This window comes from Streptomyces sp. NPDC029044 (assembly GCF_040637495.1).
Lineage (GTDB): Bacteria > Actinomycetota > Actinomycetes > Streptomycetales > Streptomycetaceae > Streptomyces.
The window spans coordinates 258,965-281,186 of record NZ_JBEZWN010000003.1; the positions used below are offsets into that span (position 1 = coordinate 258,965).

A 22,222-nucleotide genomic window follows, 5' to 3' on the forward strand; every position below is an offset into this window, starting at 1 on the left:
CATACCGGCGTCAACACCCAGCGGGTTATCCACAGATCGTCTTCATTATCCCCATGTGGATAACTGCTGTGGATAACTCAGCGAACACCCCTGGGCAGAGCTGCGTTCACCGTGCGGTGAGCGCTACTTCCACTGGGTCGAGACACCGAAGCCGGCCGCGATGAAGCCGAAGCCCACCACGATGTTCCAGTTGCCCAGCGAGTCGATGGGCAGCGAGCCGTCGGTGACGTAGAAGACGACGATCCAGGCCAGGCCGATGAGGAACATGGCCAGCATGACCGGCGCGACCCAGGCACGGTTGCTCAGCTTGATGGCGGTCGTCTGCTTGGCAGGCGGCGGCGTGTAATCGGCCTTCTTGCGGATACGTGACTTCGGCACGAGGGTCTCTCCTGTCGATGCGCTGCGTGGCCGCGCAGGTAACTGGGTCGGTCTCGGGGCAGCGTAAGGGGACTCCGATTGCTCCCCCGGGCGTCCGTTAGCGTAGTGCTTCCGCCGCGCCGAAGGAGATAAGGGTACGTTGAGCAATTCTGCCGACTCCCCCGGGACGGGATCCACCCCTGAGCGCACGCGGCGTTTCCGGCCCGTGCGCATCCTCACGGCGGCCGTGTTCGCTCTCGCGGGTCTCATTTTCTTCACCAGCTTCAACACCGCCAAGGGCACCAACATCCGCACGGACACCTCCTTGCTGAAGCTGTCCGACCTCATCCACGAGCGCAGCCAGGAGAACGGTGAGCTGGATGAGACCAACGGGGCCCTGCGCAAGGACATAGAGGCCCTCGCCGAGCGGGACGACGGCAGTACCAAGGCGGAGGACGACAAGCTCTCGGCTCTGGAGAAGCGTGCGGGCACGCAGAAGCTGAAGGGTGACTCGCTCACGGTCACGCTGAATGACGCCCCGCCGGATGCCACGGCCAAGCTCCCCGGCTATCCGGAGCCGCAGCCCGACTACCTGGTGATCCACCAGCAGGACCTCCAGGCCGTGGTGAACGCGCTGTGGCAGGGCGGGGCGAAGGGCATCAAGGTGATGGACCAGCGGTTGATCTCCACCAGTGCGGTGCGCTGCGTGGGCAACACGTTGATCCTTCAGGGGCGCGTCTACTCGCCGCCGTACAAGATCACGGCGGTCGGGGACCCGGGGAAGCTTCAGCAGGCGCTCGCGGCGTCGCCGGCGATCCAGAACTACATGGTCTACGTCAATGTCTACGGGCTCGGATGGAAAGTCGAGGAGAACGGCCCGGTGACTCTGCCCGGCTACTCGGGCACAGTGGATCTGCATTACGCGAAGCCCGTGGAGCAGTAGCCGGACCGGGGGAGCTGCCGGTGCGCGTGATCGTCAGGACCGTCAGCGAACTGTGCATCACCGTCGGCAGTGTGATCGTGCTGTTCGTCGTCTATGTGCTCTTCTGGACGGGTGTGAAGGCCGATGGCGTCATGGACGACCAGATCGAGCTGCTCCGGGAGGAGTGGTCGAGGCCCCGTCCGCCGGCCGGTGGCCCCGCGAGTCCTGCGAAGCCCGCGCCCTACGCCGAGGGCAGGCCTTTCGCGATCATGTACATTCCGCGGCTTGGTTTCACGTGGAACAAGCCCGTGCTCGAAGGCACCGCGACCGGCACGCTGAAGAAGGGGCTCGGCCACTACGCGGAGACCGCCCAGCTCGGGCAGCGGGGTAATTTCGCGGTCGCCGGTCACCGCCGCACCCACGGTGATCCCTTCAAGGACTTTCCCGAGCTCAGGCGGGGTGACGCCGTGGTGCTGACCGACGGTAGGACCTGGTTCACGTATCGGATCGACAAAGGCCCGTACAAAACAGTGCCCTCGGACATCGAGGTGATCGACCCTGTCCCACGTACATCCGGGTACACGCGTTCGGGCCGGTATCTGACGCTGACCACGTGCGAACCGGAGTGGGGGCACAGTCATCGGCTGATCGTCTGGGCGCACCTGGACTCCACCCAGCCTGTGGAGGCCGGGAAACCAGAGGCGCTGCGCCGTTAGTCTGGTGGCTGTACGGCGTGGGTCTGGTGCCGTGGTACGACGGAAGGGACGGCATGTACGGCTGGATCTGGCGGCATCTGCCGGGGAACACGTGGGTGAAGGCAGTGATCTCGCTCGTCCTGGTCGTGGCCGTGGTCTACGTCCTCTTCCAGTACGTCTTCCCGTGGGCGGAGCCGCTGCTGCCCTTCAACGATGTGACGGTGGACAACCAGTGAGCGCGCGCATTCTCGTCGTCGACAACTACGACAGCTTCGTTTTCAACCTGGTCCAGTACCTGTATCAGCTGGGTGCCGAGTGTGAGGTCCTGCGCAACGACGAGGTGTCGACGGCGCATGCGCAGGACGGTTTCGACGGGGTTCTGCTCTCTCCGGGGCCCGGTACGCCGGAGCAGGCGGGTGTCTGCGTGGACATGGTCCGGCACTGCGCCGACACGGGTGTTCCGGTGTTCGGTGTCTGCCTGGGCATGCAGTCGATGCAGGTGGCGTACGGCGGTGTGGTGGACCGTGCGCCGGAGCTGCTGCACGGCAAGACCTCGTTGGTCGAGCACGGTGGCGGTGGTGTCTTCGCGGGTCTGCCCTCGCCGTTCACGGCGACGCGTTACCACTCGCTGGCCGCCGAGCCGGCGACGGTGCCGGCGGAGCTGGAGGTGACGGCCCGTACGCACGACGGCATCGTGATGGGCCTCAGGCACCGGGAACTGCCGGTGGAGGGTGTGCAGTTCCACCCCGAGTCGGTGCTGACCGAGCACGGGCACCGGATGCTGGCGAACTGGCTGGTCGAGTGCGGGGACCAGGGTGCGGTGACGAGGTCGGCCGGGCTCGCCCCGGTGGTGGGCAGGGCCTCGGCGTGACCGCGCTGCGCCCCGAGCGCGAGTCCGACACCTCGTACGGGCAGCAGTCGTACGGGGTGTCGGGCGCGTTCGAGGACTGGTCGGGTGGTGGGGGGTACGGTGCGTCCCCGCAGGGGGAGCCGTATCCACCGGAGCCGGGTTCAGGGCCGGGGGCGGGAGGGCGGCCGCGGTCCGGTGCGCGGCATCCGGGGCAGTACGCGTCCTATGAGCCGGTCCCGGAGGAGTCGTATCTGCCGCCCGTCGACGAAGAGACGGTGGCGTTGCGGATACCGGATCCACCGATGGGGTCGGGTGGCCCCGGGGCGGGGTCTGCGGCGTCTTCGGGCGGGCGGCGGGACGGATCTGCCGAGGGCGGCCGTGCGGCCCGCAGGAAGGCCGCCAAACGCCGTCATGGGCGTCATGGGGGTGCGTCGGACGCCCCTTCGGCTGCTCGGGCCGATGACGGGGGCCGCTCGCGGGCGCCGTTGTCGCGGGTCGAGGCGCGGCGGCAGGCGCGGGCGCGCAAGCCCGGACCGGCGGTGGTCGCGAGCCGGGCGATAGGCGAGGTGTTCATCACCACCGGTGTGCTGATGCTGCTGTTCGTCACGTACCAGTTGTGGTGGACGAACGTGCGGGCGCATGCGCAGGCGGGCAAGGAGGCCAGCAGCCTCCAGAACGACTGGGCGAGTGGCAAGCGCAATCCGGGGGCGTTCGAGCCGGGGCAGGGTTTCGCCATTCTGCACATTCCGAAGCTGGACGTGGTGGTCCCGATCGCGGAGGGCACCGAGAGCAAGGGTGTGCTCGATCGCGGCATGGTCGGCCACTACGCGGAGGGTGCGCTGAAGACGGCGATGCCCGGTGACAAGACGGGGAACTTCGGGCTCGCGGGCCACCGCAACACCCATGGAGAGCCGTTCCGGTACATCAACAAGCTCGCTCCGGGGGATCCGATCGTCGTGGAGACGCAGGACGAGTACTTCGTCTACAAGATGGCGTCGATCCTGCCGGTGACGCCGCCGAGCAACACGAGCGTCCTGAATCCGGTGCCCACGGGGTCCGGTTTCACCAAGCCCGGCCGCTACATCACGTTGACCACGTGCACGCCGGAGTTCACCAGCAAGTACCGGATGATCGTCTGGGGCAAGATGGTCGAGGAACGGCCGCGCAGCAAGGGCAAGCCGGATGCGCTCGTCAGTTAAGGGCAGATGACCAGTGGCAGCGACCACCGACACGGATCACGAGAAGCACACCGGCGCGGCGTCGCGGCCGCCTGCGGCACGTCGCAGGCCCGGCCCGGTCGCCCTGGCGGTCAGCTTCTTCGGGGAACTCCTCATCACCGCGGGCCTCGTCCTCGGTCTGTTCGTCGTCTACTCGCTGTGGTGGACGAACGTGGTCGCCGACCGTGCGGCGGGCAAGCAGGCGGACCGGGTCCGTGAGGACTGGGCTCATGGCCGGGGTGGGCCGGGTGCGCTGAACACCAAGAACGGGATCGGCTTCCTGCACGTGCCGGCGATGAGGAACGGCGAGGTCCTGGTCGAGAAGGGCACGTCGAACAAGATCCTCAACGACGGTGTCGCCGGCTACTACACGGACCCCGTCAAGGCGACCCTGCCGATGTCGGGCAAGGACGGCAACTTCTCCCTGGCTGCCCATCGGGACGGCCACGGCGCCAAGTTCCACAACATCGACAAGATCGAGAAGGGCGACCCGATCGTCTTCGAGACGAAGGACAAGTGGTACGTCTACAAGGTGTACGACATCCTTCCCGAGACCTCGAAGTACAACGTCAAGGTTCTCTCCCAGGTCCCGAAGGAGTCCGGCAGGAAGAAGCCGGGCCACTACATCACGCTGACGACCTGCACGCCGGTGTACACGAGCACGTACCGGTACGTGGTGTGGGGTGAGCTGGAGCGGGTGGAGAAGGTGGACGCGGACCGGACACCGCCGAAGGAACTGGGCTGAGTGCGCTCCTCGGGGGAGGTCGGCCGCTAGCATGACGGAGGCCCGAAGCCGCAACCAACTCTTGCGGCTTCGGGCCTTTGTCGCGGTCGGGCGGTCACTCCAGGACGGTCAGGGCCGCCCCGGCGCTCCATTCCTCCACCAGCCCGCGGTGTACGGCGGTGATGCCGCTCTCGGCTGCGATGTTGAGGGCGTCGCGGGTGAAGGGGCAGGTCGCCACGAACAGGGCCACCTCGGAGTCGTGCAGGACCTTGGCCGCCCCGAGGAACTTCTGGATCTCGGGGCTGGTGATGGAGATGTGGGGCGCGAACCTCTTGCACTGGACGACGATGCGCCGCCCGTCGGCTGTGAGCGCGGTGATGTCGATGCCGCGGTCCCTTCCGCCGCCTTGGACGACGACGTTGGTGCAGCCGTCGCGGCGCAGCAGCCCGGCGACGTGTTCTTCGAACTCGCGTCCGTTCATGGCGTCCATGGCAGCCATGACTCCGGCTAGGGGGCGGTCCTTCCGGGGGGCTTCCAGCCGCTGTAGTCGGGTGTGGTGCTGCTGGAGTCGTTTCTCGACGCGCTGGACGCCTGCCCGGAGGGCGGTGAGCTCCCGTCGGTGCTCGCCCGAGGTTTCGATCAGCGCGTTGAACAGGGGGACGACGGTCCTCCCCAGGATGTGGGTGATGCGCTGGTCGATGCGGGCGTCGAGGGAGTCGGTGTCGGCCGGGGCAGGGTTTTCCACAGGCTGTGTGCGCGCCAGGTACTCCATGTCGAGGAGGTACACCCGCACCTGACGTGCGACTTCGCTGTCCCGGAGCAGCATGGCGATGTTGAGGACGGCGCGCCGGGGGAAGAGGGCGAGGGATCGGGTGCGGGACTGGGTTCCACTGAGGTTCTTGAAGGACCTCAGTTCTTCGCCGGTCAGCAGCCGGTAGCCGCTGGCTTCCAGTTCGATCCGGTGGTCCTTGACGAGTGACTTGATGGCTTCGAGACCGACGTCGAAGTACGACGCCACCATCGCGGTCGTCACATGCATCCCGTCCGGCAGCAGCGACAGTGCCTTGACCCTGTCGAGTACGTCCGTGCGGTCGAGCACGCTGCCGCGCAGGGTCGGTGATTCCAGCAAGGCCGTTTCGTTGATCACGTTCTGTCCTCCGGCTCGTATGGCCGGGGTGAAGTACCGATGCCCCACCCCACCCGGTGAACGAGTCAGGACATATGAAGACACGATCGACGGGCGCACGCCTTTTCGGGGGATGCCTGAGGCCCTGAAACGCAGAGCCCCCGGCCTGTGTGGGGGCCGGGGGGCTCTGTTGTGTGACGGTGTGGTGGGGCGGGGTCAGTCGTCCTCGTTGCTGCCGTTGAGGCCGCCGAAGATGCCGCCGTTTCCGCCGCCGCCGTTGTTGTTGCCGCCGTTGTCCTGGCCGAAGCCGACGGTCTGGAGGGTGATCGTCGTCCCTGCCGGGTCGTCGACCTCCTGGTTGGGGCCGGGGTTCTGGCCGGCGACGAGGGCGTTGTCGCTCTGGTCGCTGCCGCCCGCGAACTGGATGTTCGTGAAGCCGGCCTGGGCGAGGATCTGCTTGGCCTGGCCGACCGTCTGGCCGACGACCTGCGGGACCTTGACCTTCTGCTGCTGCTTCTTCTTGCCGATCTGGATGTTCACCGACGAGTTCGGGACGACCGACGTGCCGGCCTGCGGCGTGGTCTGGACGACCTTGCCGACCTGGTTGTCGTCGTCGGTCTCCACCTCGGTGCAGTTGCCGACGAGGTCGTTGGCCTGCATCTGCTGTTTGGCCGCGTCACAGCTCTGGCCGAGGACGTCCGGGACGGTGGACTTCTCGGCTTCCTTGGCGACGGTGAGGGTGATGGTGGAGCCCTTCTCCACCTCTTCACCCGTGGTGGGGTTCTGCTCCAGGACGGTGCCCGGCTTCTCGGGGGACGTCCGGGCCTTCGTCTCGATCTTGAACTCGTACTTGTCGCCCGCCAGCTTGTCCTTGGCCTCGTCGACAGTCAGGCCGGTGACGCTGGGAACCGTCACCTTCGGCGCTCCCGTGGAGACGACCAGGGAGATGGTGTCGCCCTTGTTGACCTGCGTCTCGGCCGCGGGGTTCTGCTTGCAGATCTTGCCCTTGGCCTGGTCGTCGCAGGGTTTGTTGGAGAACTCCAGTTTGAGGTCGGAGTTCGTGGCCAGTTGCTCGGCGCTCTTCTTGGTCTCGCCGATGAAGTTGGGCGCCGCGACGGTGTCGTTGCCCACGCCTCCGCCGCCGCTGAACGCCCACCGGCCGATCAGGATCGCTCCGACGAGGACGAGGATGCCCGCCACCACCAGGAGGATCGTGGAGGTGTTGGACTTGCGCTGCTGGCCGCGGCGCCGGTCGGGGCGGTCGTCGTAGCCGTAGCCGCCGTCGTCCGGGTTCATGGGGGGCAGCATGGACGTGGCGCCGGCGCCGGAGTCGGCGCGCAGGGCCGTCGTCGGCTGGTCGTCGGGGTAGCCGCCGTAGCCGACCGCGCCCATGGCGGCCGTGGCGGCGACGGGCTGGCCGTCGAGGCAGGCTTCGATGTCGGCGCGCATTTCGTCGGCCGACTGGTAGCGGTAGTCCGGGTCCTTGACGAGCGCCTTGAGCACGATCGCGTCCATCTCGGGCGTGATCTCGGGGTCGAAGACGCTGGGGGACTGCGGTTCCTCGCGGACGTGCTGGTAGGCCACGGCCACCGGGGAGTCGCCGACGAAGGGCGGGCGGACGGTCAGCAGCTCGTAGAGCAGACAGCCGGTGGAGTACAGGTCGGAGCGGGCGTCGACCTGCTCGCCCTTGGCCTGCTCCGGGGAGAGGTACTGGGCGGTGCCGATGACGGCGGAGGTCTGCGTCATCGTCATGCCGGAGTCGCCCATGGCGCGGGCGATGCCGAAGTCCATGACCTTGACCTGGCCGTTGCGCGTCAGCATGACGTTGGCCGGCTTGATGTCGCGGTGGACGATGCCGGCGCGGTGGGAGTACTCCAGGGCCTGGAGGATGCCGATGGTCATCTCCATGGCCCGCTCGGGCAGCAGCTTGCGGCCGGAGTGCAGCAGTTCACGCAGGGTCGAGCCGTCCACGTACTCCATGACGATGTACGGGATCGACACGTTGTCGATGTAGTCCTCGCCCGTGTCGTAGACCGCGACGATCGCGGGATGGTTGAGCGAGGCGGCCGACTGGGCCTCCCGGCGGAACCGGGCCTGGAAGGAAGGGTCACGCGCGAGATCCGCGCGCAGCGTCTTCACCGCCACGGTGCGGCCGAGGCGGGTGTCATGCGCGAGGTAGACCTCCGCCATGCCACCACGCCCGAGCACCTGGCCCAGTTCGTACCGGCCGCCGAGGCGACGCGGCTCTTCCATAGCTACCTACCAGCCCTCTCCGTCGGTCCCGACCGGCATGCTTGTACGGTCGGAGGCTGCCGTCCGGGCCTACCGTACCCGGCTCGCTTTGTGTGACCTGGCCAAGCCCGTCAGCCGATACAGGACCGGTATCGCAACGTGCACCGATGTGAAGCAGGCGTGAGCGGGGTCACTTCTTGCTCTCGATGACCGCCTCCATCACGTTCCTCGCGATCGGTGCCGCGAGGCCGCCGCCGGAGATGTCGTCACGGACGGCGTTGTCGTCCTCGATGACGACGGCCACGGCGACCGGTGAGCTGTCGTCGTCGCCCTTGGCGTAGGAGATGAACCACGCGTAGGGGTTCTCGCTGTTGTCGACGCCGTGCTGGGCGGTACCGGTCTTGCCGCCCACCTTGACGCCGTCGATCTTGGCGTTCGAGCCGGTGCCCTTGTCGACGACCGTCTCCATCATGGACTGGAGCTTCTGGGCGTTCTCCGCGGACAGTGGCTGGCTCAGTTCTTCGGGGTCGGTCTTCTCGATCGGGTCGAGGCCGGGCGACTGGAGTTCGTCGACCATGTACGGCTTCATCAGCTTGCCGTCGTTGGCGACGGCGGAGGCGACCATGGCCATCTGGAGCGGGGTCGCGGCGGTGTTGAACTGGCCGATGGAGGACAGGGCGGTCTGCGACGGGTTCATGTTGTCGGAGAAGACCGAGGCGTTGGCGCGGACCGGCGTGAACTGCTCCTCGTCGAAGCCGAACTTCTTGGCCATGTCCAGCATCTTGTCGTTGCCGAGGTCGGAGCCGATCTTGCCGAACACGGTGTTGCAGGACCACCGGAGCGCTTCCCGCAGACTCGCGTTCTTGCAGGGGATGTTGCCCTCGTTGGGCAGCTTGGTGGTGGTGCCCTTCATGATCCACGGGTCGGGCGAGTCGGTCTTGCCGTCCGGGTCCGAGTAGATGCCGTCCTCGAGGGCGGCGGCCGCGGTGACGACCTTGAAGGTGGAGCCCGGCGGGTAGGTCTCGCGCAGCGCGCGGTTGAGCATCGGGTCGTTCGGGTTGTTCTTCTTCTGGAGCTTCTGCCAGGCCTCGGTGTCCGTCGTCGTGGAGTTGCCGGCGAAGGACGACGGGTCGTACGACGGGTAGGAGGCCAGGGCCAGGATCTTGCCCGTGGACGGCTCCAGGGCGACGACGGCGCCCTTGCCGCCCTGCTTCTTCAGGCCGTTGTACGCGGCCTTCTGGGCGGCGGCGTTCAGGGTGGTGACGACGTTGCCGCCCTGCTGCTTCTTGCCCGTGAGCATGTCGAGGGTGTTGCGGAAGAACAGCCGGTCGTCGTTGCCGGTGAGGATGCCGTCCTCGAGGTTCTCCAGCTGGGTGGCGCCGAAGGCCTGCGAGGCGTAGCCGGTGACCGGCGCCCACATGGCGCCGTTCTTGTAGGTGCGCTTGAACTTGAAGTCGCTGCCCGCCGACTCGGCGGAGCCGGTGATCGGCTCCCCGCCGACGATGATGTTGCCGCGGGGTGAGGCGTAGCGCTCGATGGTGACGCGGCGGTTGTTCTTGTTCGTCCTGAGCTCGTCGGCCTGGACGTACTGGATCCAGTTGTCGCGGATCAGCAGTGCCAGAACGAGCAGGCCGCAGAAGATCGCGATCCGGCGCAGGGGCTTGTTCATGACGGGCGGACCACCTGGGTCATCTCGGCGTCGGGGTTGGCGGCGGGGGCGGGGGCGGGGCGGCGGGCGGTGTCGCTGATTCTCAGCAGGATGCCGATGAGGGCCCAGTTGGCGATGACGGAGGATCCGCCGTAGGCCACGAACGGCAGGGTCATACCGGTCAGCGGGATGAGGCCCATGACACCGCCGGCGACGACGAAGACCTGGAGGCCGAAGGCGCCGGACAGGCCGATGGCCAGCAGCTTGCCGAACGGGTCGCGGGCCGCGAGCGCGGTGCGTACGCCGCGTTCGATGATCAGGCCGTAGAGCAGCAGGATGGCCATGACGCCGGCGAGGCCCAGTTCCTCGCCGAAGGTGGCGAGGATGAAGTCGGAGTTGGCGGCGAAGCCGATGAGGTCGGAGTTGCCCTGTCCGAGGCCGGTGCCGAGGGTGCCGCCGGAGCCGAAGGCCCACAGGGCCTGCATGGCCTGCTCGGAGTGGACGATGCCGTCCTGGACGCCGGCGCGGGAGAGTTCGAACTCGCGCATCGGGTCGAGCCAGGCCTGCACACGCGTCTGGATGTGCGGTTCGAAGCTCGCCACGCCGACGGCGCCGACCGCGGACATCAGCAGACCGAAGACGATCCAGCTGGTCCGCTCGGTGGCGACGTACAGCATGATGACGAACATCCCGAAGAACAGCAGGGATGTGCCGAGGTCGGTCTCGAAGACCAGGATGAGGATCGAGATGACCCAGACGACGAGGATCGGGCCGAGGTCGCGGCCGCGCGGCAGGTACAGGCCCATGAAGCGGCGGCTGGCCAGGGCCAGGGCGTCTCGTTTGACCATGAGGTAGCCGGCGAAGAAGACCGCGAGGGCGATCTTCGCGAACTCACCGGGCTGGAGCGTGCCGAGGCCGGGGATCTTGATCCAGATCTTGGCGCCGTAGATGTTCGCGCCGAGTCCGGGCACGAGCGGCAGGATCAGCAGGAACAGTGCGCCGGCCATGGAGATGTAGGTGTAGCGCTGCAGGACGCGGTGGTCCTTCAGGAAGATCAGGACGACCACCAGCAGGGCGACGCCCATCGCGGAGTACAGCAGCTGTCGGGGGGCTGCCTCGACGAACTGCTTGCTCGCCTGCAGTTTCTCCGACTGGTCCAGGCGCCAGATGATGACCAGTCCGAGCCCGTTGAGCAGCGTCGCCAGCGGCAGCATCAACGGGTCCGCGTACGGCGCGAACTTCCGTACGGCGAGATGCCCGACGCCGGCGAGCAGGCCGAGTCCGAGCCCGTAGCTCAACAGGCCCGGTGGGACCGAGTCGTTGAGGGCCAGGCCGACGTTGGCGTAGGCGAACACCGGGATGACGACGGCGAACACCAGGAGCGCGAGCTCGGTGTTGCGCCGGCTCGGCGCGCCGACGGCGCCGATCGTGGACGTGTGGTGCGTCGGCGAGTGCGACGTATTCGTACCGCTCATCGTGTGACAGGGCCTCTCACGGCTACTGCTTACCGCACAGCGAGACGACCTTCTGCTCTTCCTCAGAGAGGCTGGGGCCGGGGCTGGGAGTGGGTGCGGTCGTGGTCGGGGGCGTGGACTTCTCCGGTGCCGACGGTGAACCCGACGGGCTGGACGGGTTCGGCGTCGGTGTGGCCTTGGACGTGAAGGAGGCGGGAGTGGTTCCCGTGGTGCCCCCGGCCTCGCCTTCGCCGGTCTTGGAGTTGTTCTTGCTCTCGGCTTCGCGCCGCTGCGCTTCCTTCTTGCACGCGGAGGCCTGCACCGACAGTTCCTGGATCTTCGCCTGGGCGTTCTTCAGGCCGCCTTCGGGGATGGTGGCCTCGACCTGCTTCTGCTGGTAGGGCGGCAGGTACTTGAGTTCGATCTCGGGGTGGTCCTTTTCGACTTTCGAGAGCGAGACCCAGGCCAGGTCCTGGCTGATGCCCCGGTACAGCGCGACGTGTTCGTCCTCGGCGCCGACGTAGTACTGCGTCTGCGTCCAGCGGTATCCGCCGTAGAGGCCGCCGCCGATGAGGGCGAGTGCGAGGACGCCGTAGAAGGATCTCTTCAGCCAGCGGCCCTTTTTGCGGGGTTTGGTGAAGTCGTCGTCGCCGTAGTCGAAGCCGTCCGCGGGGATGTAGCCGGTGGTGTCGCCGGAGCCGGGCGGGCCGAATTCGCCGCCTCCGCCGCCGTGGCCGTGGCGGCCGAGACCGGAGGCGCGGCCGGCGGGGGTCTGCATGATGCCGTTGTCGTGCAGCTGGTGCTGGTTCTCGGCGACGGCGCCGACGACGACGGGGGTGTCGGACAGCTGGCCAGCGAGGGTGTCGCCGGTGTCGAGGTCGAGGACGTCGGCGATGATGACGGTGATGTTGTCCGGGCCGCCGCCGCGCAGTGCGAGCTCGATGAGGTTCTGGACGGTCTCCTGGGGGCCCTGGTAGCTGGCGAGGGTGTCCTCCAGGGTCTGGTGGGACACCACGCCGGACAGGCCGTCGGAGCAGATGAGGTAGCGGTCGCCGGCGCGGACCTCGCGGATGGACAGGTCCGGTTCGACGTGGTCGCCGGATCCGAGGGCGCGCATCAGCAGCGAGCGCTGCGGGTGCGTGGTCGCCTCTTCCTCGGTGATGCGGCCCTCGTCGACCAGGCGCTGCACCCAGGTGTGGTCCTGGGTGATCTGGGTGAGGACGCCGTCGCGGAGCAGGTAGGCGCGGGAGTCGCCGACGTGGACCAGGCCGAGGCGCTGGCCCGTCCAGAGCAGGGCGGTCAGGGTGGTGCCCATGCCCTCCAGCTGGGGGTCGTCCTCGACCATCGAGCGCAGTTGGTCGTTGGCGCGCTGCACCGCTGTGCCGAGGGAGGTGAGGATGTCGGAGCCGGGGACGTCGTCGTCGAGGGCGACGATGGTGGAGATGGCCTCGGAGGAGGCGACCTCACCGGCCGCGGCGCCGCCCATGCCGTCGGCGATGGCGAGCAGGCGCGGGCCGGCGTATCCGGAGTCCTCGTTGCCCTCCCGGATCATGCCCTTGTGCGATCCGGCCGCGAAGCGCAGTGACAGACTCATGCGCACCTCGCCTGTCGGCTCCGGGTACAGCCGGTCGTGTCGAGCCACACTGCCCACCCTCCGGTCGGGAGCGCGCGGGGGGCCGGGGTGGGGCCCGCCACTGCGTGCTCGCTCCGCTCGCGCCTATCCATGATGTAGCACTACTTCCGCAGCTCGATGACGGTCTTGCCGATGCGGATCGGCGCGCCCAGCGCAATCGGTGTGGGAGTCGTCAGCCGGGACCGGTCCAGGTACGTGCCGTTGGTGGAGCCGAGGTCCTCGACGATCCACTGGCCGTCGCGGTCCGGGTAGATCCTGGCATGGCGGCTGGAGGCGTAGTCGTCGTCCAGCACGATCGTCGAGTCGTGCGCGCGGCCCAGGGTGATGGTCTGGCCCTGGAGCGCGACCGTGGTGCCGGTGAGGGTGCCCTCGGTCACGACGAGCTTGGTGGGGGCGTTACGGCCGCGCCGGCCGCCGGCGGGCTGCTGGCGCTGCTGGGGCGGCGCCTGGCGGGCGGCGGCGGCCTGCTGCTGCTGGCGGCCCGCCTCCCGGCGCGAACCGCGCTGGGTGACGCGCGTACCGAAGAGGTCGCTGCGGATGACCTGCACGGCCACGATCACGAACAGCCACAGTACGGCCAGGAAACCCAGCCGCATGACCGTGAGGGTCAGCTCTGACATTGCCCCCGCTTCACCCTTCGGCTTGCCGGTAAATGATGGTGGTGCTGCCCACGACGATCCGCGAGCCGTCGCGGAGCGTAGCGCGGGTGGTGTGCTGCCCGTCCACCACGATGCCGTTGGTGGATCCGAGATCCTGGATCGTCGAGGGCGTTCCGGTCCGGATCTCGCAGTGCCGGCGGGAGACGCCGGGGTCGTCGATCCGCACGTCGGCGTCGGTGCTGCGGCCCATCACCAGCGTCGCGCGGGAGATCTGGTGGCGGGTGCCGTTGATCTCGATCCAGTGGCGGGTGCGTCCGCCGGCGGCCGGGGCGGCCGGGGGCCGCTGGCCGCTCGCGGCGGGCGGGTAGCCGTAGCCGCCGGGACGGCCGCCGGGCGGCGGCGCGGACGGCATGGGCGGGGCGCCGGAGGGTGCCGCGGCGGGCGGGTAGCCGTAGCCGCCGGGACGGCCGCCCTGCGGGGCGGCGGGTGCGGCGCCGCCGCCTCCCGGGCCGCCCTGCTGGCTGCTGGAGGAGGCGAGCGTACGGCTGCGCACCCGATACAGGCCGGTGTCTAGGTCGTCCGCCTTCTCCAGGTGCACCTTGATCGGGCCCATGAAGGTGTAGCGCTGCTGCTTGGCGTAGTCGCGCACCATGCCGGCGAGCTCGTCGCCGAGCTGGCCGGAGTAGGGGCTGAGCCGCTCGAAGTCGGGCGTGCTCAGTTCGACGATGAAGTCGTTGGGCACGACCGTGCGGTCCCGGTTCCAGATGGTGGCGTTGTTGTCGCACTCGCGCTGGAGCGCTCCCGCGATCTCCACGGGCTGGACCTCGGACTTGAAGACCTTGGCGAAGGTGCCGTTGACCAGACCTTCGAGACGTTGCTCGAACTTCTTCAGGACTCCCATGGGGCACCTCCTCCTTGGCTGCCGTCCTGTGTACTGCCCTGCGGGCCGCTTGGCTGGTACTGCTTACTGATCGTATCCACGCGCCGCTCGATCGGCTGGTTCCCCCTGTCAGCACCGCCGACGGTGTCGACGCATGACGAAGTTCCCTGTGGAGCTCCTCTTCGAACTCCTCCGGTGGTACTGCTGCGCGTAACCGCCTCGTGTATGCCTGCCAAGGATCGTAGAGGCGGTGGAAGACCAGTGTCCCGCACCTGACTGTGGACCCCGACCCCCTCCTGCGGAGACGGCCGGTACCGGTACGAGGTTGATACGTGAACCGGTACGCCTTGATACGTGGCAGGGGCATCGATGGTTCGTCGAGGTGTCTGCCTGCGGCAATAAGGGATGTGAACCCACCCCTTCCAGCGTGCTAGTGTTCTGGGTGTCGGAAGGCGCCGGCCCGCAAGGGGCAGACGCCCAGGACACACCCAATGCGCGGGTGGCGGAATAGGCAGACGCGCTGGATTCAGGTTCCAGTGCCCGCAAGGGCGTGGGGGTTCAACTCCCCCCTCGCGCACCATGAGACACGGGTCTCTGCAGGTGACAGAAGTCATCGCAGGGGCCCGTTTCTCGTTTCCAGGACCGTTGTGAAACATCACACAGCTGCCCGGCCAGGTCGTACGGGAGACCGTGACGCGTGAGCTAACTCACGGGTGGGGCCTGGCGTCGTCGGCGGGGCCGGCGGCGGCGCTCCTCTGGTTCAGAAGGCGTAGCGCACGCGCAGCCAGGGCGCGTGGTGGTCGATCAGGGCGCGCAGGGTGTGCACGGCCTCCGCCTTGACCTCGTTGCGGTAGCGGAGGTTCAGGGCGCCGTTCTCGGAGCGCTTGGCCTGCTGGAGCTCAGGCCGCCACAGCGCTTCCTCGGCCCGGGGGTGCCAGCCGAGGTTGACCTCGTGCAGCTCCCGGTTGTGGGTGAGCATGATCACCTCGGCGGCGGCCTGCTGTTTCACCCGCGGGGGCAGGACGTCGTCGAGGTGGATGAGCAGCTCGGCCCAGGCGTCCTGCCAGCCGGGGCGGACGACCACGGGCGAGAGGTTGAAGTGCACCTCGTATCCCGCGTCCAGGAAGTCCGCCGCGGCGCCGATGCGCTCGGCGACGGGTGAGGTGCGCACGTCGAGCAGCCGGGCGTCGTCCGGTGGCATCAGTGAGAACCGGATGCGGGTGCGGCCGCGGGGGTCGAGGGCCAGCACGCCGGGGTTGACGAACTTGGTGGCGAAGGACGCCTTGGCGGTGGGCCACTGCCGGAAGGCGTGCACGACGTCCGCGGTGTTGTCGCAGATCAGGGCGTCCACCGAGCAGTCGCCGTTCTCGCCGATGTCGTACACCCACGCCTCGGGGTCGCACTGGTTCGGCTCGGGCTTGGGCCCCTGCCGGGCGATGTGCCTGGCGAGGTGGGCGACGATCCGGTCGATGTTGGTGAAGACGGTGATGGGGTTGGCGTATCCCTTGCGCCGGGGCACGTAACAGTAGGCGCAGGCCATCGCGCAGCCGTTGGAGGTGCCGGGGGCGATCCAGTCCGCAGACCGGCCGTTGGGGCGTGTGGTGAGGGTCTTCTTCTCGCCCAGGACCAGCGTCTCTCCTTTGATGCGCACCCAGCGCTCGACGTTGCCCTCGTTGCCGTGCAGGCCGGGGATGCGCCAGTGGGAGTCGACCAGGGTCACCTGTGCGTCGGGGAACCGGGCGCTGATCTGCCGCCCGCGCGGGGACGCTGCGGCCGCGGGCTCGGCGTAGATCTCCCGCACGGGCAGCAGCCGGCGGGCTGTGGCGGAGGTCCGGAAGGACGGGTCCGTGCCGGGGACGGCGGGGCCGGGGACGGCGGGGCCGGGGCCCAGGGCGTCGAGCCCGAAGAGGGTGCCGGAGTCGTCGTCCGGGGTGCCGGACGGGTGGTGCATGAGTGCTCCCGTACGGAATGAGTGCGAGGTGGAGGGTGGGGAGGAAGGCCGCGCGGCAACGGTGAGGGGGGTGGGTGTCTTTTGTGCTTGTTCGGACGGGGGTGCCGTCGATGCCGAGGGGAGCTGAAGCGCTCGCGGCACGAGGGCCGACAGGGGGTGGTGGGTCGCGGGGCGATCGACGTGATCGTTCCGGTGGCGGCCTCGGGTTCCGCCTGGCGGCGGTGGTCACCGGGTGCGGGCGGGTCCGGCCTCCCAGTCTACTGGCGCTCTGCCTGGTGGGACGGGGGTGGCGGGGGCGGCGGGGGTGGCAGCGGTGGCAGGGGTGGCAGGGGTGGCATAAGCGGCCGGCGTCCTGCCCCGGGGCCCGCCGCGGAGGGTTTGCCTGGGTGCCTGGGTGCCTGGGTGCCGGACCGCCGGGATGGTCGGGGTCGCTGGGACGGCTGGGGCCTCTGGTAGGGCGAGGGCGCTCTTGGGGCGTCGACGCGTTGTATAAAAACCGTCGAGTTGGTTTCATTGCGTCGCCATCAGAGCCGTGCAGGGGGGCCACGGGTGACCAAACAGGACCGGGCCGTCCGGACCCGTCTCGCGCTGATCCGGTCGGCGGCCGCGCAGTTCGAGGCCCATGGGTACGTCGGGGCCGGCCTGGCGCGGATCAGCGCGGGGGCCGGCGTCAGCTCCGGTGCGCTGCACTTCCACTTCGCCGACAAGGCCGCCGTCGCCGAGGCCGTCGAGGACGCCGCCGCCCGAGCCTTGTGCGCGGCGGCGGTCCGTGGTCGCGGGGGCGACGGCTGCGCACTGCAGCGCCTCGTGGACGTCACGCACCACCTCGCCCGGCTGCTGTGCGCCGACGTCGTGGTGCGGGCGGGCCTGCGGCTGAACGTGGAAGGGGCCGTCGGGCGGGTGCGGGACCTGCGCCGGGAGTGGCGGGAGTGCGTGCAGGGGCTGCTGGCCGAGGCGGAGCGCAGCGGGGAACTCTCCGCAGGTGTGACGCCGCAGCGCACCAGCGCCGTCGTCCTCGCCGCCACGACCGGCATCGAGGTGCTGGCGCGGGAGGACCACGCGTGGCTCGCGCGGCCTTCGCTGACCGATCTGTGGCGGTTGCTGCTGCCGTGCCTGGCGGCGCCTCGGCTGGCAGAGGCGGTAGATCCGGCGGGGAGCGAACCGGTGGAGAGCGAACCGGTGGAGAGCGAACCGGCGGGGACCAGACCGGCGGGCATCGGACCGGCGGGGAGTCAACCGGCGGCGGATCGACCGGCGGGTCAACCGGCGGCGGATCAACCGGTGGGGAGTGGTCCGCCGGGGCGCGGACCGGTCGCCGGGGACGGGCCGGCGGAGGCGGGCAGGGCGGGGCTCGCGCTGCGGTAGGCACCCAGCTGTGGCCGACAGCAGGTGAAGCTGTGGCCAAAACAAACCGGATGCCAAGTTTTTTCCGGTCCCGGATCGCACGATGGTCCCCCCAGCCTCTGGACCAAGGAGCGATGAGTCATGGCACAGCAGGCCTGCCCCTTCCTGTCGATCGACCCGTCCGGCCAGGACCTCTACGGCGAGATAGCCCGCATCCGTGCCCAGGGCCCGGCCGTGGAGGTCGAACTCCCCGGCGGTGTACGGGCGTGGTGGATCACCGGCCTGGAGCTGAACAAGCGGCTCCTGGCCGGACCCGAGACGAGCAAGGACGCCTTCCAGCATTGGCCGGCCTGGATCAACGGGGACATCTCCCGCACCTGGCCGCTCGCCATCTGGGTCTCGGTGCGCAACATGGTCACCGCCTACGGCTCCGACCACACCCGGCTGCGCAAACCGATGGCCGCCGCCTTCACCAAGCGCCGCGTCGACGCGCTGCTGCCACGCGTCCAGGACATCGTCGACCGGGCACTGGACGCCCTGGAGCGGATCCCGGACGGCGAAGTCGTCGACCTGCGGGCGGCGTTCGCGGCGCCCGTCCCGCACGAGGTGGTGTGCGAACTCTTCGGCGTACCGCCCGGCCAGGACGGACCCCGGGCGGCCCTCTACCGCATCATCAGCCGCTTCTTCGACACGGCGATCTCCCTGGAGGACGCCCAGGCCAACGCCGTCGACCTCTATGGCACGCTGACCGCGTTCCTCCAGCACAAGCGCGAACACCCGGCCGACGACCTGACGACGGCGCTCATCGCCGCGCGCGACGAAGGCAGCCTCAGCGAACAGGAGTTGATGGACAATCTGATCCTGCTGCTCACCGCGGGGTTCGAGACGACCGTCAACCTCATCGACAACACCGTGCACAGCCTCCTCGCCCACCCCGGCCAGCTCGACCTCGTGCGCTCCGGGCAGGTCAGCTGGGAGGACGCGCTGGAGGAGTCGCTGCGCTTCGAGGCGCCGGGCGCCATGTCGGGCCTGCGCTACGCCGTCGAGGACATCGAGATCGAGCCGGGTCTGACCATCCCCAAGGGCGACCCGCTCGTGGTCTCCTTCGCCGGCGCCGGGCGCGACCCCGAACGGCACGGGCCGGACGCCGAACGGTTCGACGTCACGCGCACCACCAGCCGCGACCACCTGTCCTTCGGCCACGGCGTGCACCACTGCCTGGGCCGCCCCCTCGCGATGGCAGAGGCGACCGTGGCCCTGACGTCGCTGTTCGAGCGCTTCCCGCGGCTGGCACTGGCTGATCCGGCGCGGCCGCCGAAGCGGCTGCGATCCATCATCTCCACCGGCCACGAGGAGCTGCCGGTGCTGCTGCACGGCCGCCGCGGCCCGGCGGGCCCGCCCCCGGAGAAGGCGGAGGCGGAGACGGAGGCGGACATGGAGGCGGATACGGAGGTCTAGGCGCAGATGTAGGCGCAGGCGCAGGCGCAGGCGCAGGTGCAGGCGCCGCGCAGGCCGAGGCGGTCAGGAGGCTCTCCGGCCGTCGAGGAACGCGCGGTACCAGGGCGCCGCGCGGCTGAACGCGGCTGCGAACCCCTCACCGGGCGAGCAGCCGAGGTCCTTCCAGAACGCGTCGTCCACGAACCAGTGGTCGACGGTGAGCATGCCGAGGTGATGGAGGGCCGGGGCTGACCCGGCGGCCCGGTCGAGGGCGGTGGCGACGTCCACGGCCGCACCGCCGCCGGGCTCCCCCAGCTCCCGGGACACGGCGGCCAGCAGGTCCGCGACCGTCACCGGCTCGGGATGGTTGACGTGGTGCACACCCCCGCCGGGCGCGGAGGAGAGCGCGGCGGCCACCACCGCACGGCCCAAGGTGTCGACGTCGATCATCGACTGGAGCGCCTCGCAGCCGGTCAGGGTCGCCGACAGTTCCTTCATCAGCCACACCAGCCCGGGGATCACCCAGCGGTCGCCCTCGCCGTACACGAGGTGCGGGCGCAGCACCATGCCGCCCGCGTCGAGGACGTACCGTTCGGCGGCGGCCCGGGTGCGGCTGGTGGGTGATGCCGGCGCGATCGGCGCCTCCCCGGGGCGTACGCCGCGGAAGGGGCCCCGGCCGTGGACGGCGGCCGTACTGACGTACACGATCCGGCGCACTCCGGCGCGCACGGCCTCCTCGACCAGGGCGTGGGTGCCGTGGTCGTTGACCGCCTGGACGGTCTCGGCGTCGCCGCCGACCTGCGTGGCGCAGTGCACCAGGACGTCGGTGTCGGCGCAGACCCCGCGCAGGGAGGGCGGGGCGCAGAGGTCGCCGTGGACGTACTCGGGGCCCTGCGGCGCATGGCGGGACAACAGGCGTACGTGGACGTCGGGTTGCCGTTGTGCCGCGGCGGCGACCCGGCTGCCGACGAAGCCGCTCGCGCCCGTGACCAGAACCTTCACCGTCACGACGGGGACCGTACCCGCGCCGGCCGGGGGGAGGTCAGGCTCGCGGTGAAGACGGACGCGCCGTCCTGCCGGCCCGCGACCCGTACGGTCACTTCCGCGGGGCGGTCGTCGATGACCTCGGTCTCGATCCGGCACGGGCTGTGCAGCTCCGCGTACTGGGTGAACTCGGCCGTCAGCGTGCCCGGCAGGAAGGGGCGCAGGCCGGACGCGGCGGTGGCGGCCTGGCGGGCCGCCTCGAACAGGACCATGCCGGGGACGTGGTCGTTGGGCCGCGGGAAGAGGACCGGGTGGCCGGTGTCGACGCGCAGGTTCCAGACGCCGGGGCGGTCGGCGGGGGCGAGGACGACGTCCTCGGCGCGGGACCGTCCCGCGACCTGCGGTGCTATGCCCGCCAGGAGGGGGACCGGTGTGTTCAGGGCGTTCAACCGGCCCGCCCGCAGGCGGCGGTAGGCGCGCGGCGGGGTGCAGCCGGTGCTTCCGGTGCCGCGGGCCAGGAACCGTCCGGCGCGGCGGAACTCCATCGTCGTCCGCATGCTGCGCAGTCCGCGTCCGCGGCGGCGGATCTCCGAGCAGACGACGTCGAACTCGACCGGCTCCGCGGCGTCCGCCAGCAGCAGGGCGGTCGGGTCGACGTCGACCGTCATGTCCCACATGACGAAGTGGGTGTCTGGCGGGGCGCCGAACTCGGCGTGCGCCAGCACCATCGAGGCCTGCCGCAACGTTTCGCCCACGATCATCGGGTCCTGGTGCCGGACGTCGACGGGGCCGAAGAAAGGGTGGGCGGCCGGCCAGTGCGCGGTGAACCGGAAGCGGGTGTCGGAGATTCGGGCCCACCGGGCGGGGAAGACGTCCGTCTCGGTGGTGCGGTGGGCGAGTTCCGTGGTGACGGCGGTGATGGGCGGGTGGGGGGTGTGGCCGGTGGCGGGAGACCCGGGCGCGGGTTCCTCCGGGGCGGTCGCCGAGGGTGCGGGCTTCTCGGGGGGCGTGGTCGAGGGTGCGGGTTCTGCGGAGACGGTCGCCGAGGGTGCGGGCTTGTCGGGGGCGGTCGCCGAGGACGCGGGTTCCTCGGTGGCGGTGGCGGTGGCGGTGGCGGTGGCGGTGGTCGAGGGCGTGGGTTCCGCGGAGGTGGGGCCCGGAGCTGCCGCCTGCCGGGGGACGGCGGGGTATGGCGGGTTCTCGACGGTCGTAGCGGTTCCGTTTGCCCGACGGCCCCCGCTTCCGGTCTGATCCTCCGTGAGTGCGCTCAAAGGCGCTGTCTGCGGCATGAGAACCCCCAGGATCGGCTGCCTGGCCGCGATCGACGCTTGACTAAGATACGGACGAGCCGGTTTTTTTCAAAGGGTGGGCCAAGCCGCTGGGGCAGCCCCTCGCGCCCTCGCCACACAGCGACTTCACAGGGATCGACCAAGCTCAGGAGGCACCCGATGGCGCGACAGGAGCGCGCGATCCGCACCCGGCGGACCATCCTGGAGGCGGCAGCGGCCGTCTTCGACGAACGCGGCTACACCTCGGCGACCATCGGCGAGATCCTGGACCGGGCAGGCGTCACCAAGGGCGCGCTGTACTTCCACTTCGGCTCCAAGGAGGAGCTGGCGGTGGGGGTGTTCGAGGAGCAACTCGCGATCGCGCTCCCGCCGCAGTCCAGCAAGCTCCAGGAGCTCGTCGACTCCGGCCTGGTGATGGCCCGCCGGCTGCGGTCCGAACCGCTGGTGCGGGCCAGTGTGGGACTCGCCCTCGACCAAGGGGCCATGGACCTCGACCGCACCCCGGCCTTCCGGATGTGGATCGACCAGAACACGCAGTTGCTGGCCGAGGCGAAGGCGCACGGCGAGCTGTTGCAGCACGTCGACGTGGCGGAGACGGCGGAGCTGCTCGTCGGCAGCTTCTCCGGGGTGCAGCTGCTGTCCCAGCTACGCTGCCAGCGGCAGGATCTGGAGCGCCGTGTCGTCGTGCTGTTCGAGCACTTCCTGCCCAGCATCACCGTGCCCGCGGTGCTGGCCCGGCTCGACATCTCGGTGGACCGGGCCGAGCGGTTGCTGGAGCAGGTACGGACGGAGGAGGGAAGGGCCGTCGCCGTACAGGCTTCGGTGCCTTCCGTGCCTGCCGTGCCTTCCGTCTCGTCGGGGGCGTAGCGAACCACCGTCG

Annotated in this window: 20 protein-coding genes and 1 tRNA gene; 10 read left to right on the forward strand and 11 right to left on the reverse strand. The window is 69.5% G+C overall.

The window, feature by feature from the left end; all coding sequences use genetic code 11:
* Positions 1 to 123: 123 nt before the first annotated feature.
* Positions 124 to 378 (reverse strand): cell division protein CrgA, encoded by a 255-nt coding sequence (gene crgA / locus AB0E85_RS04655; RefSeq protein ID WP_030846986.1) that lies wholly within the window; start codon positions 376 to 378, stop codon positions 124 to 126.
* A 139-nt stretch (positions 379 to 517) separates the two neighbouring features.
* On the opposite strand from crgA, the gene AB0E85_RS04660 reads away from it, so the two are divergent.
* Genes AB0E85_RS04660 through AB0E85_RS04685 form a run of 6 tightly spaced genes read left to right on the forward strand, consistent with a single transcriptional unit; the run spans position 518 to position 4,786 of the window.
* A complete protein-coding gene (locus AB0E85_RS04660; protein ID WP_361922310.1) occupies positions 518 to 1,300 on the forward strand; it encodes a DUF881 domain-containing protein in 783 nt (260 codons plus the stop codon).
* Between the two features lie 20 nt (positions 1,301 to 1,320).
* Complete coding sequence (locus tag AB0E85_RS04665) at positions 1,321 to 1,995, forward strand: class E sortase (protein ID WP_361922312.1); 675 nt, start codon at positions 1,321 to 1,323, stop codon at positions 1,993 to 1,995.
* A 17-nt stretch (positions 1,996 to 2,012) separates the two neighbouring features.
* Positions 2,013 to 2,210, forward strand: coding sequence for a hypothetical protein (locus tag AB0E85_RS04670; RefSeq protein ID WP_033309918.1), 198 nt, complete (start codon positions 2,013 to 2,015; stop codon positions 2,208 to 2,210).
* Positions 2,207 to 2,845 carry an aminodeoxychorismate/anthranilate synthase component II gene (locus AB0E85_RS04675; RefSeq protein ID WP_361922314.1) on the forward strand — a complete coding sequence of 213 codons (639 nt, stop codon included), beginning with the start codon at positions 2,207 to 2,209 and terminating at the stop codon, positions 2,843 to 2,845. The genes AB0E85_RS04670 and AB0E85_RS04675 overlap by 4 nt, the downstream gene beginning before the upstream one ends.
* Positions 2,842 to 4,023 carry a class E sortase gene (locus tag AB0E85_RS04680; protein ID WP_361922316.1) on the forward strand — a complete coding sequence of 394 codons (1,182 nt, stop codon included), beginning with the start codon at positions 2,842 to 2,844 and terminating at the stop codon, positions 4,021 to 4,023. Before AB0E85_RS04675 ends, AB0E85_RS04680 begins: the two co-directional genes overlap by 4 nt.
* 13 nt (positions 4,024 to 4,036) lie before the next feature.
* On the forward strand, positions 4,037 to 4,786 hold the full coding sequence (locus AB0E85_RS04685; protein WP_361922318.1) for a class E sortase: 750 nt from the start codon (positions 4,037 to 4,039) through the stop codon (positions 4,784 to 4,786).
* Between the two features lie 94 nt (positions 4,787 to 4,880).
* Here AB0E85_RS04685 and AB0E85_RS04690 read toward each other — a convergent pair whose 3' ends face one another.
* From AB0E85_RS04690 to AB0E85_RS04720, 7 genes are all read right to left on the reverse strand, one after another.
* The gene (locus AB0E85_RS04690) at positions 4,881 to 5,912 is read right to left on the reverse strand and encodes a restriction endonuclease (RefSeq protein ID WP_361922320.1); all 1,032 of its coding nucleotides are present in this window, start codon (positions 5,910 to 5,912) and stop codon (positions 4,881 to 4,883) included.
* Positions 5,913 to 6,107: 195 nt separating this feature from the next.
* Positions 6,108 to 8,144, reverse strand: coding sequence for a Stk1 family PASTA domain-containing Ser/Thr kinase (gene pknB, locus AB0E85_RS04695; protein WP_361922322.1), 2,037 nt, complete (start codon positions 8,142 to 8,144; stop codon positions 6,108 to 6,110).
* A gap of 169 nt (positions 8,145 to 8,313) precedes the next feature.
* The gene (locus AB0E85_RS04700) at positions 8,314 to 9,792 is read right to left on the reverse strand and encodes a penicillin-binding protein 2 (protein ID WP_361922324.1); all 1,479 of its coding nucleotides are present in this window, start codon (positions 9,790 to 9,792) and stop codon (positions 8,314 to 8,316) included.
* Entirely contained in the window at positions 9,789 to 11,246 is a 1,458-nt protein-coding gene (locus AB0E85_RS04705; RefSeq protein ID WP_361922326.1) for an FtsW/RodA/SpoVE family cell cycle protein, read from the reverse strand. The genes AB0E85_RS04700 and AB0E85_RS04705 overlap by 4 nt, the downstream gene beginning before the upstream one ends.
* Before the next feature lie 22 nt (positions 11,247 to 11,268).
* Positions 11,269 to 12,819 carry a Stp1/IreP family PP2C-type Ser/Thr phosphatase gene (locus AB0E85_RS04710; RefSeq protein ID WP_361922327.1) on the reverse strand — a complete coding sequence of 517 codons (1,551 nt, stop codon included), beginning with the start codon at positions 12,817 to 12,819 and terminating at the stop codon, positions 11,269 to 11,271.
* A 140-nt stretch (positions 12,820 to 12,959) separates the two neighbouring features.
* Positions 12,960 to 13,478: an FHA domain-containing protein gene (locus AB0E85_RS04715; protein WP_184560543.1), complete on the reverse strand. Its 519-nt coding sequence runs from the start codon at positions 13,476 to 13,478 to the stop codon at positions 12,960 to 12,962.
* 10 nt (positions 13,479 to 13,488) lie between these two features.
* The gene (locus AB0E85_RS04720; protein ID WP_361922329.1) at positions 13,489 to 14,358 is read right to left on the reverse strand and encodes a DUF3662 and FHA domain-containing protein; all 870 of its coding nucleotides are present in this window, start codon (positions 14,356 to 14,358) and stop codon (positions 13,489 to 13,491) included.
* A gap of 472 nt (positions 14,359 to 14,830) precedes the next feature.
* Between AB0E85_RS04720 and AB0E85_RS04725 the strand changes: the two genes are divergently transcribed.
* Positions 14,831 to 14,917 (forward strand) — tRNA-Leu (locus AB0E85_RS04725).
* A gap of 180 nt (positions 14,918 to 15,097) precedes the next feature.
* Here AB0E85_RS04725 and AB0E85_RS04730 read toward each other — a convergent pair.
* Positions 15,098 to 16,288 (reverse strand): spore photoproduct lyase family protein, encoded by a 1,191-nt coding sequence (locus AB0E85_RS04730; protein ID WP_361922331.1) that lies wholly within the window; start codon positions 16,286 to 16,288, stop codon positions 15,098 to 15,100.
* A gap of 549 nt (positions 16,289 to 16,837) precedes the next feature.
* Here AB0E85_RS04730 and AB0E85_RS04735 point away from each other — a divergent pair.
* Positions 16,838 to 17,653 (forward strand): ScbR family autoregulator-binding transcription factor, encoded by an 816-nt coding sequence (locus AB0E85_RS04735; protein ID WP_361922333.1) that lies wholly within the window; start codon positions 16,838 to 16,840, stop codon positions 17,651 to 17,653.
* 120 nt (positions 17,654 to 17,773) lie between these two features.
* Entirely contained in the window at positions 17,774 to 19,090 is a 1,317-nt protein-coding gene (locus AB0E85_RS04740; RefSeq protein WP_361922335.1) for a cytochrome P450, read from the forward strand.
* A gap of 63 nt (positions 19,091 to 19,153) precedes the next feature.
* Here AB0E85_RS04740 and AB0E85_RS04745 read toward each other — a convergent pair whose 3' ends face one another.
* Positions 19,154 to 20,077 carry an NAD-dependent epimerase/dehydratase family protein gene (locus tag AB0E85_RS04745; RefSeq protein WP_361922336.1) on the reverse strand — a complete coding sequence of 308 codons (924 nt, stop codon included), beginning with the start codon at positions 20,075 to 20,077 and terminating at the stop codon, positions 19,154 to 19,156.
* A complete protein-coding gene (locus tag AB0E85_RS04750; RefSeq protein WP_361922338.1) occupies positions 20,074 to 21,324 on the reverse strand; it encodes a ScbA/BarX family gamma-butyrolactone biosynthesis protein in 1,251 nt (416 codons plus the stop codon). The genes AB0E85_RS04745 and AB0E85_RS04750 overlap by 4 nt, the downstream gene beginning before the upstream one ends.
* A 177-nt stretch (positions 21,325 to 21,501) precedes the next feature.
* On the opposite strand from AB0E85_RS04750, the gene AB0E85_RS04755 reads away from it, so the two are divergent.
* On the forward strand, positions 21,502 to 22,209 hold the full coding sequence (locus AB0E85_RS04755) for a ScbR family autoregulator-binding transcription factor (protein WP_361922340.1): 708 nt from the start codon (positions 21,502 to 21,504) through the stop codon (positions 22,207 to 22,209).
* Positions 22,210 to 22,222 lie beyond the last annotated feature (13 nt).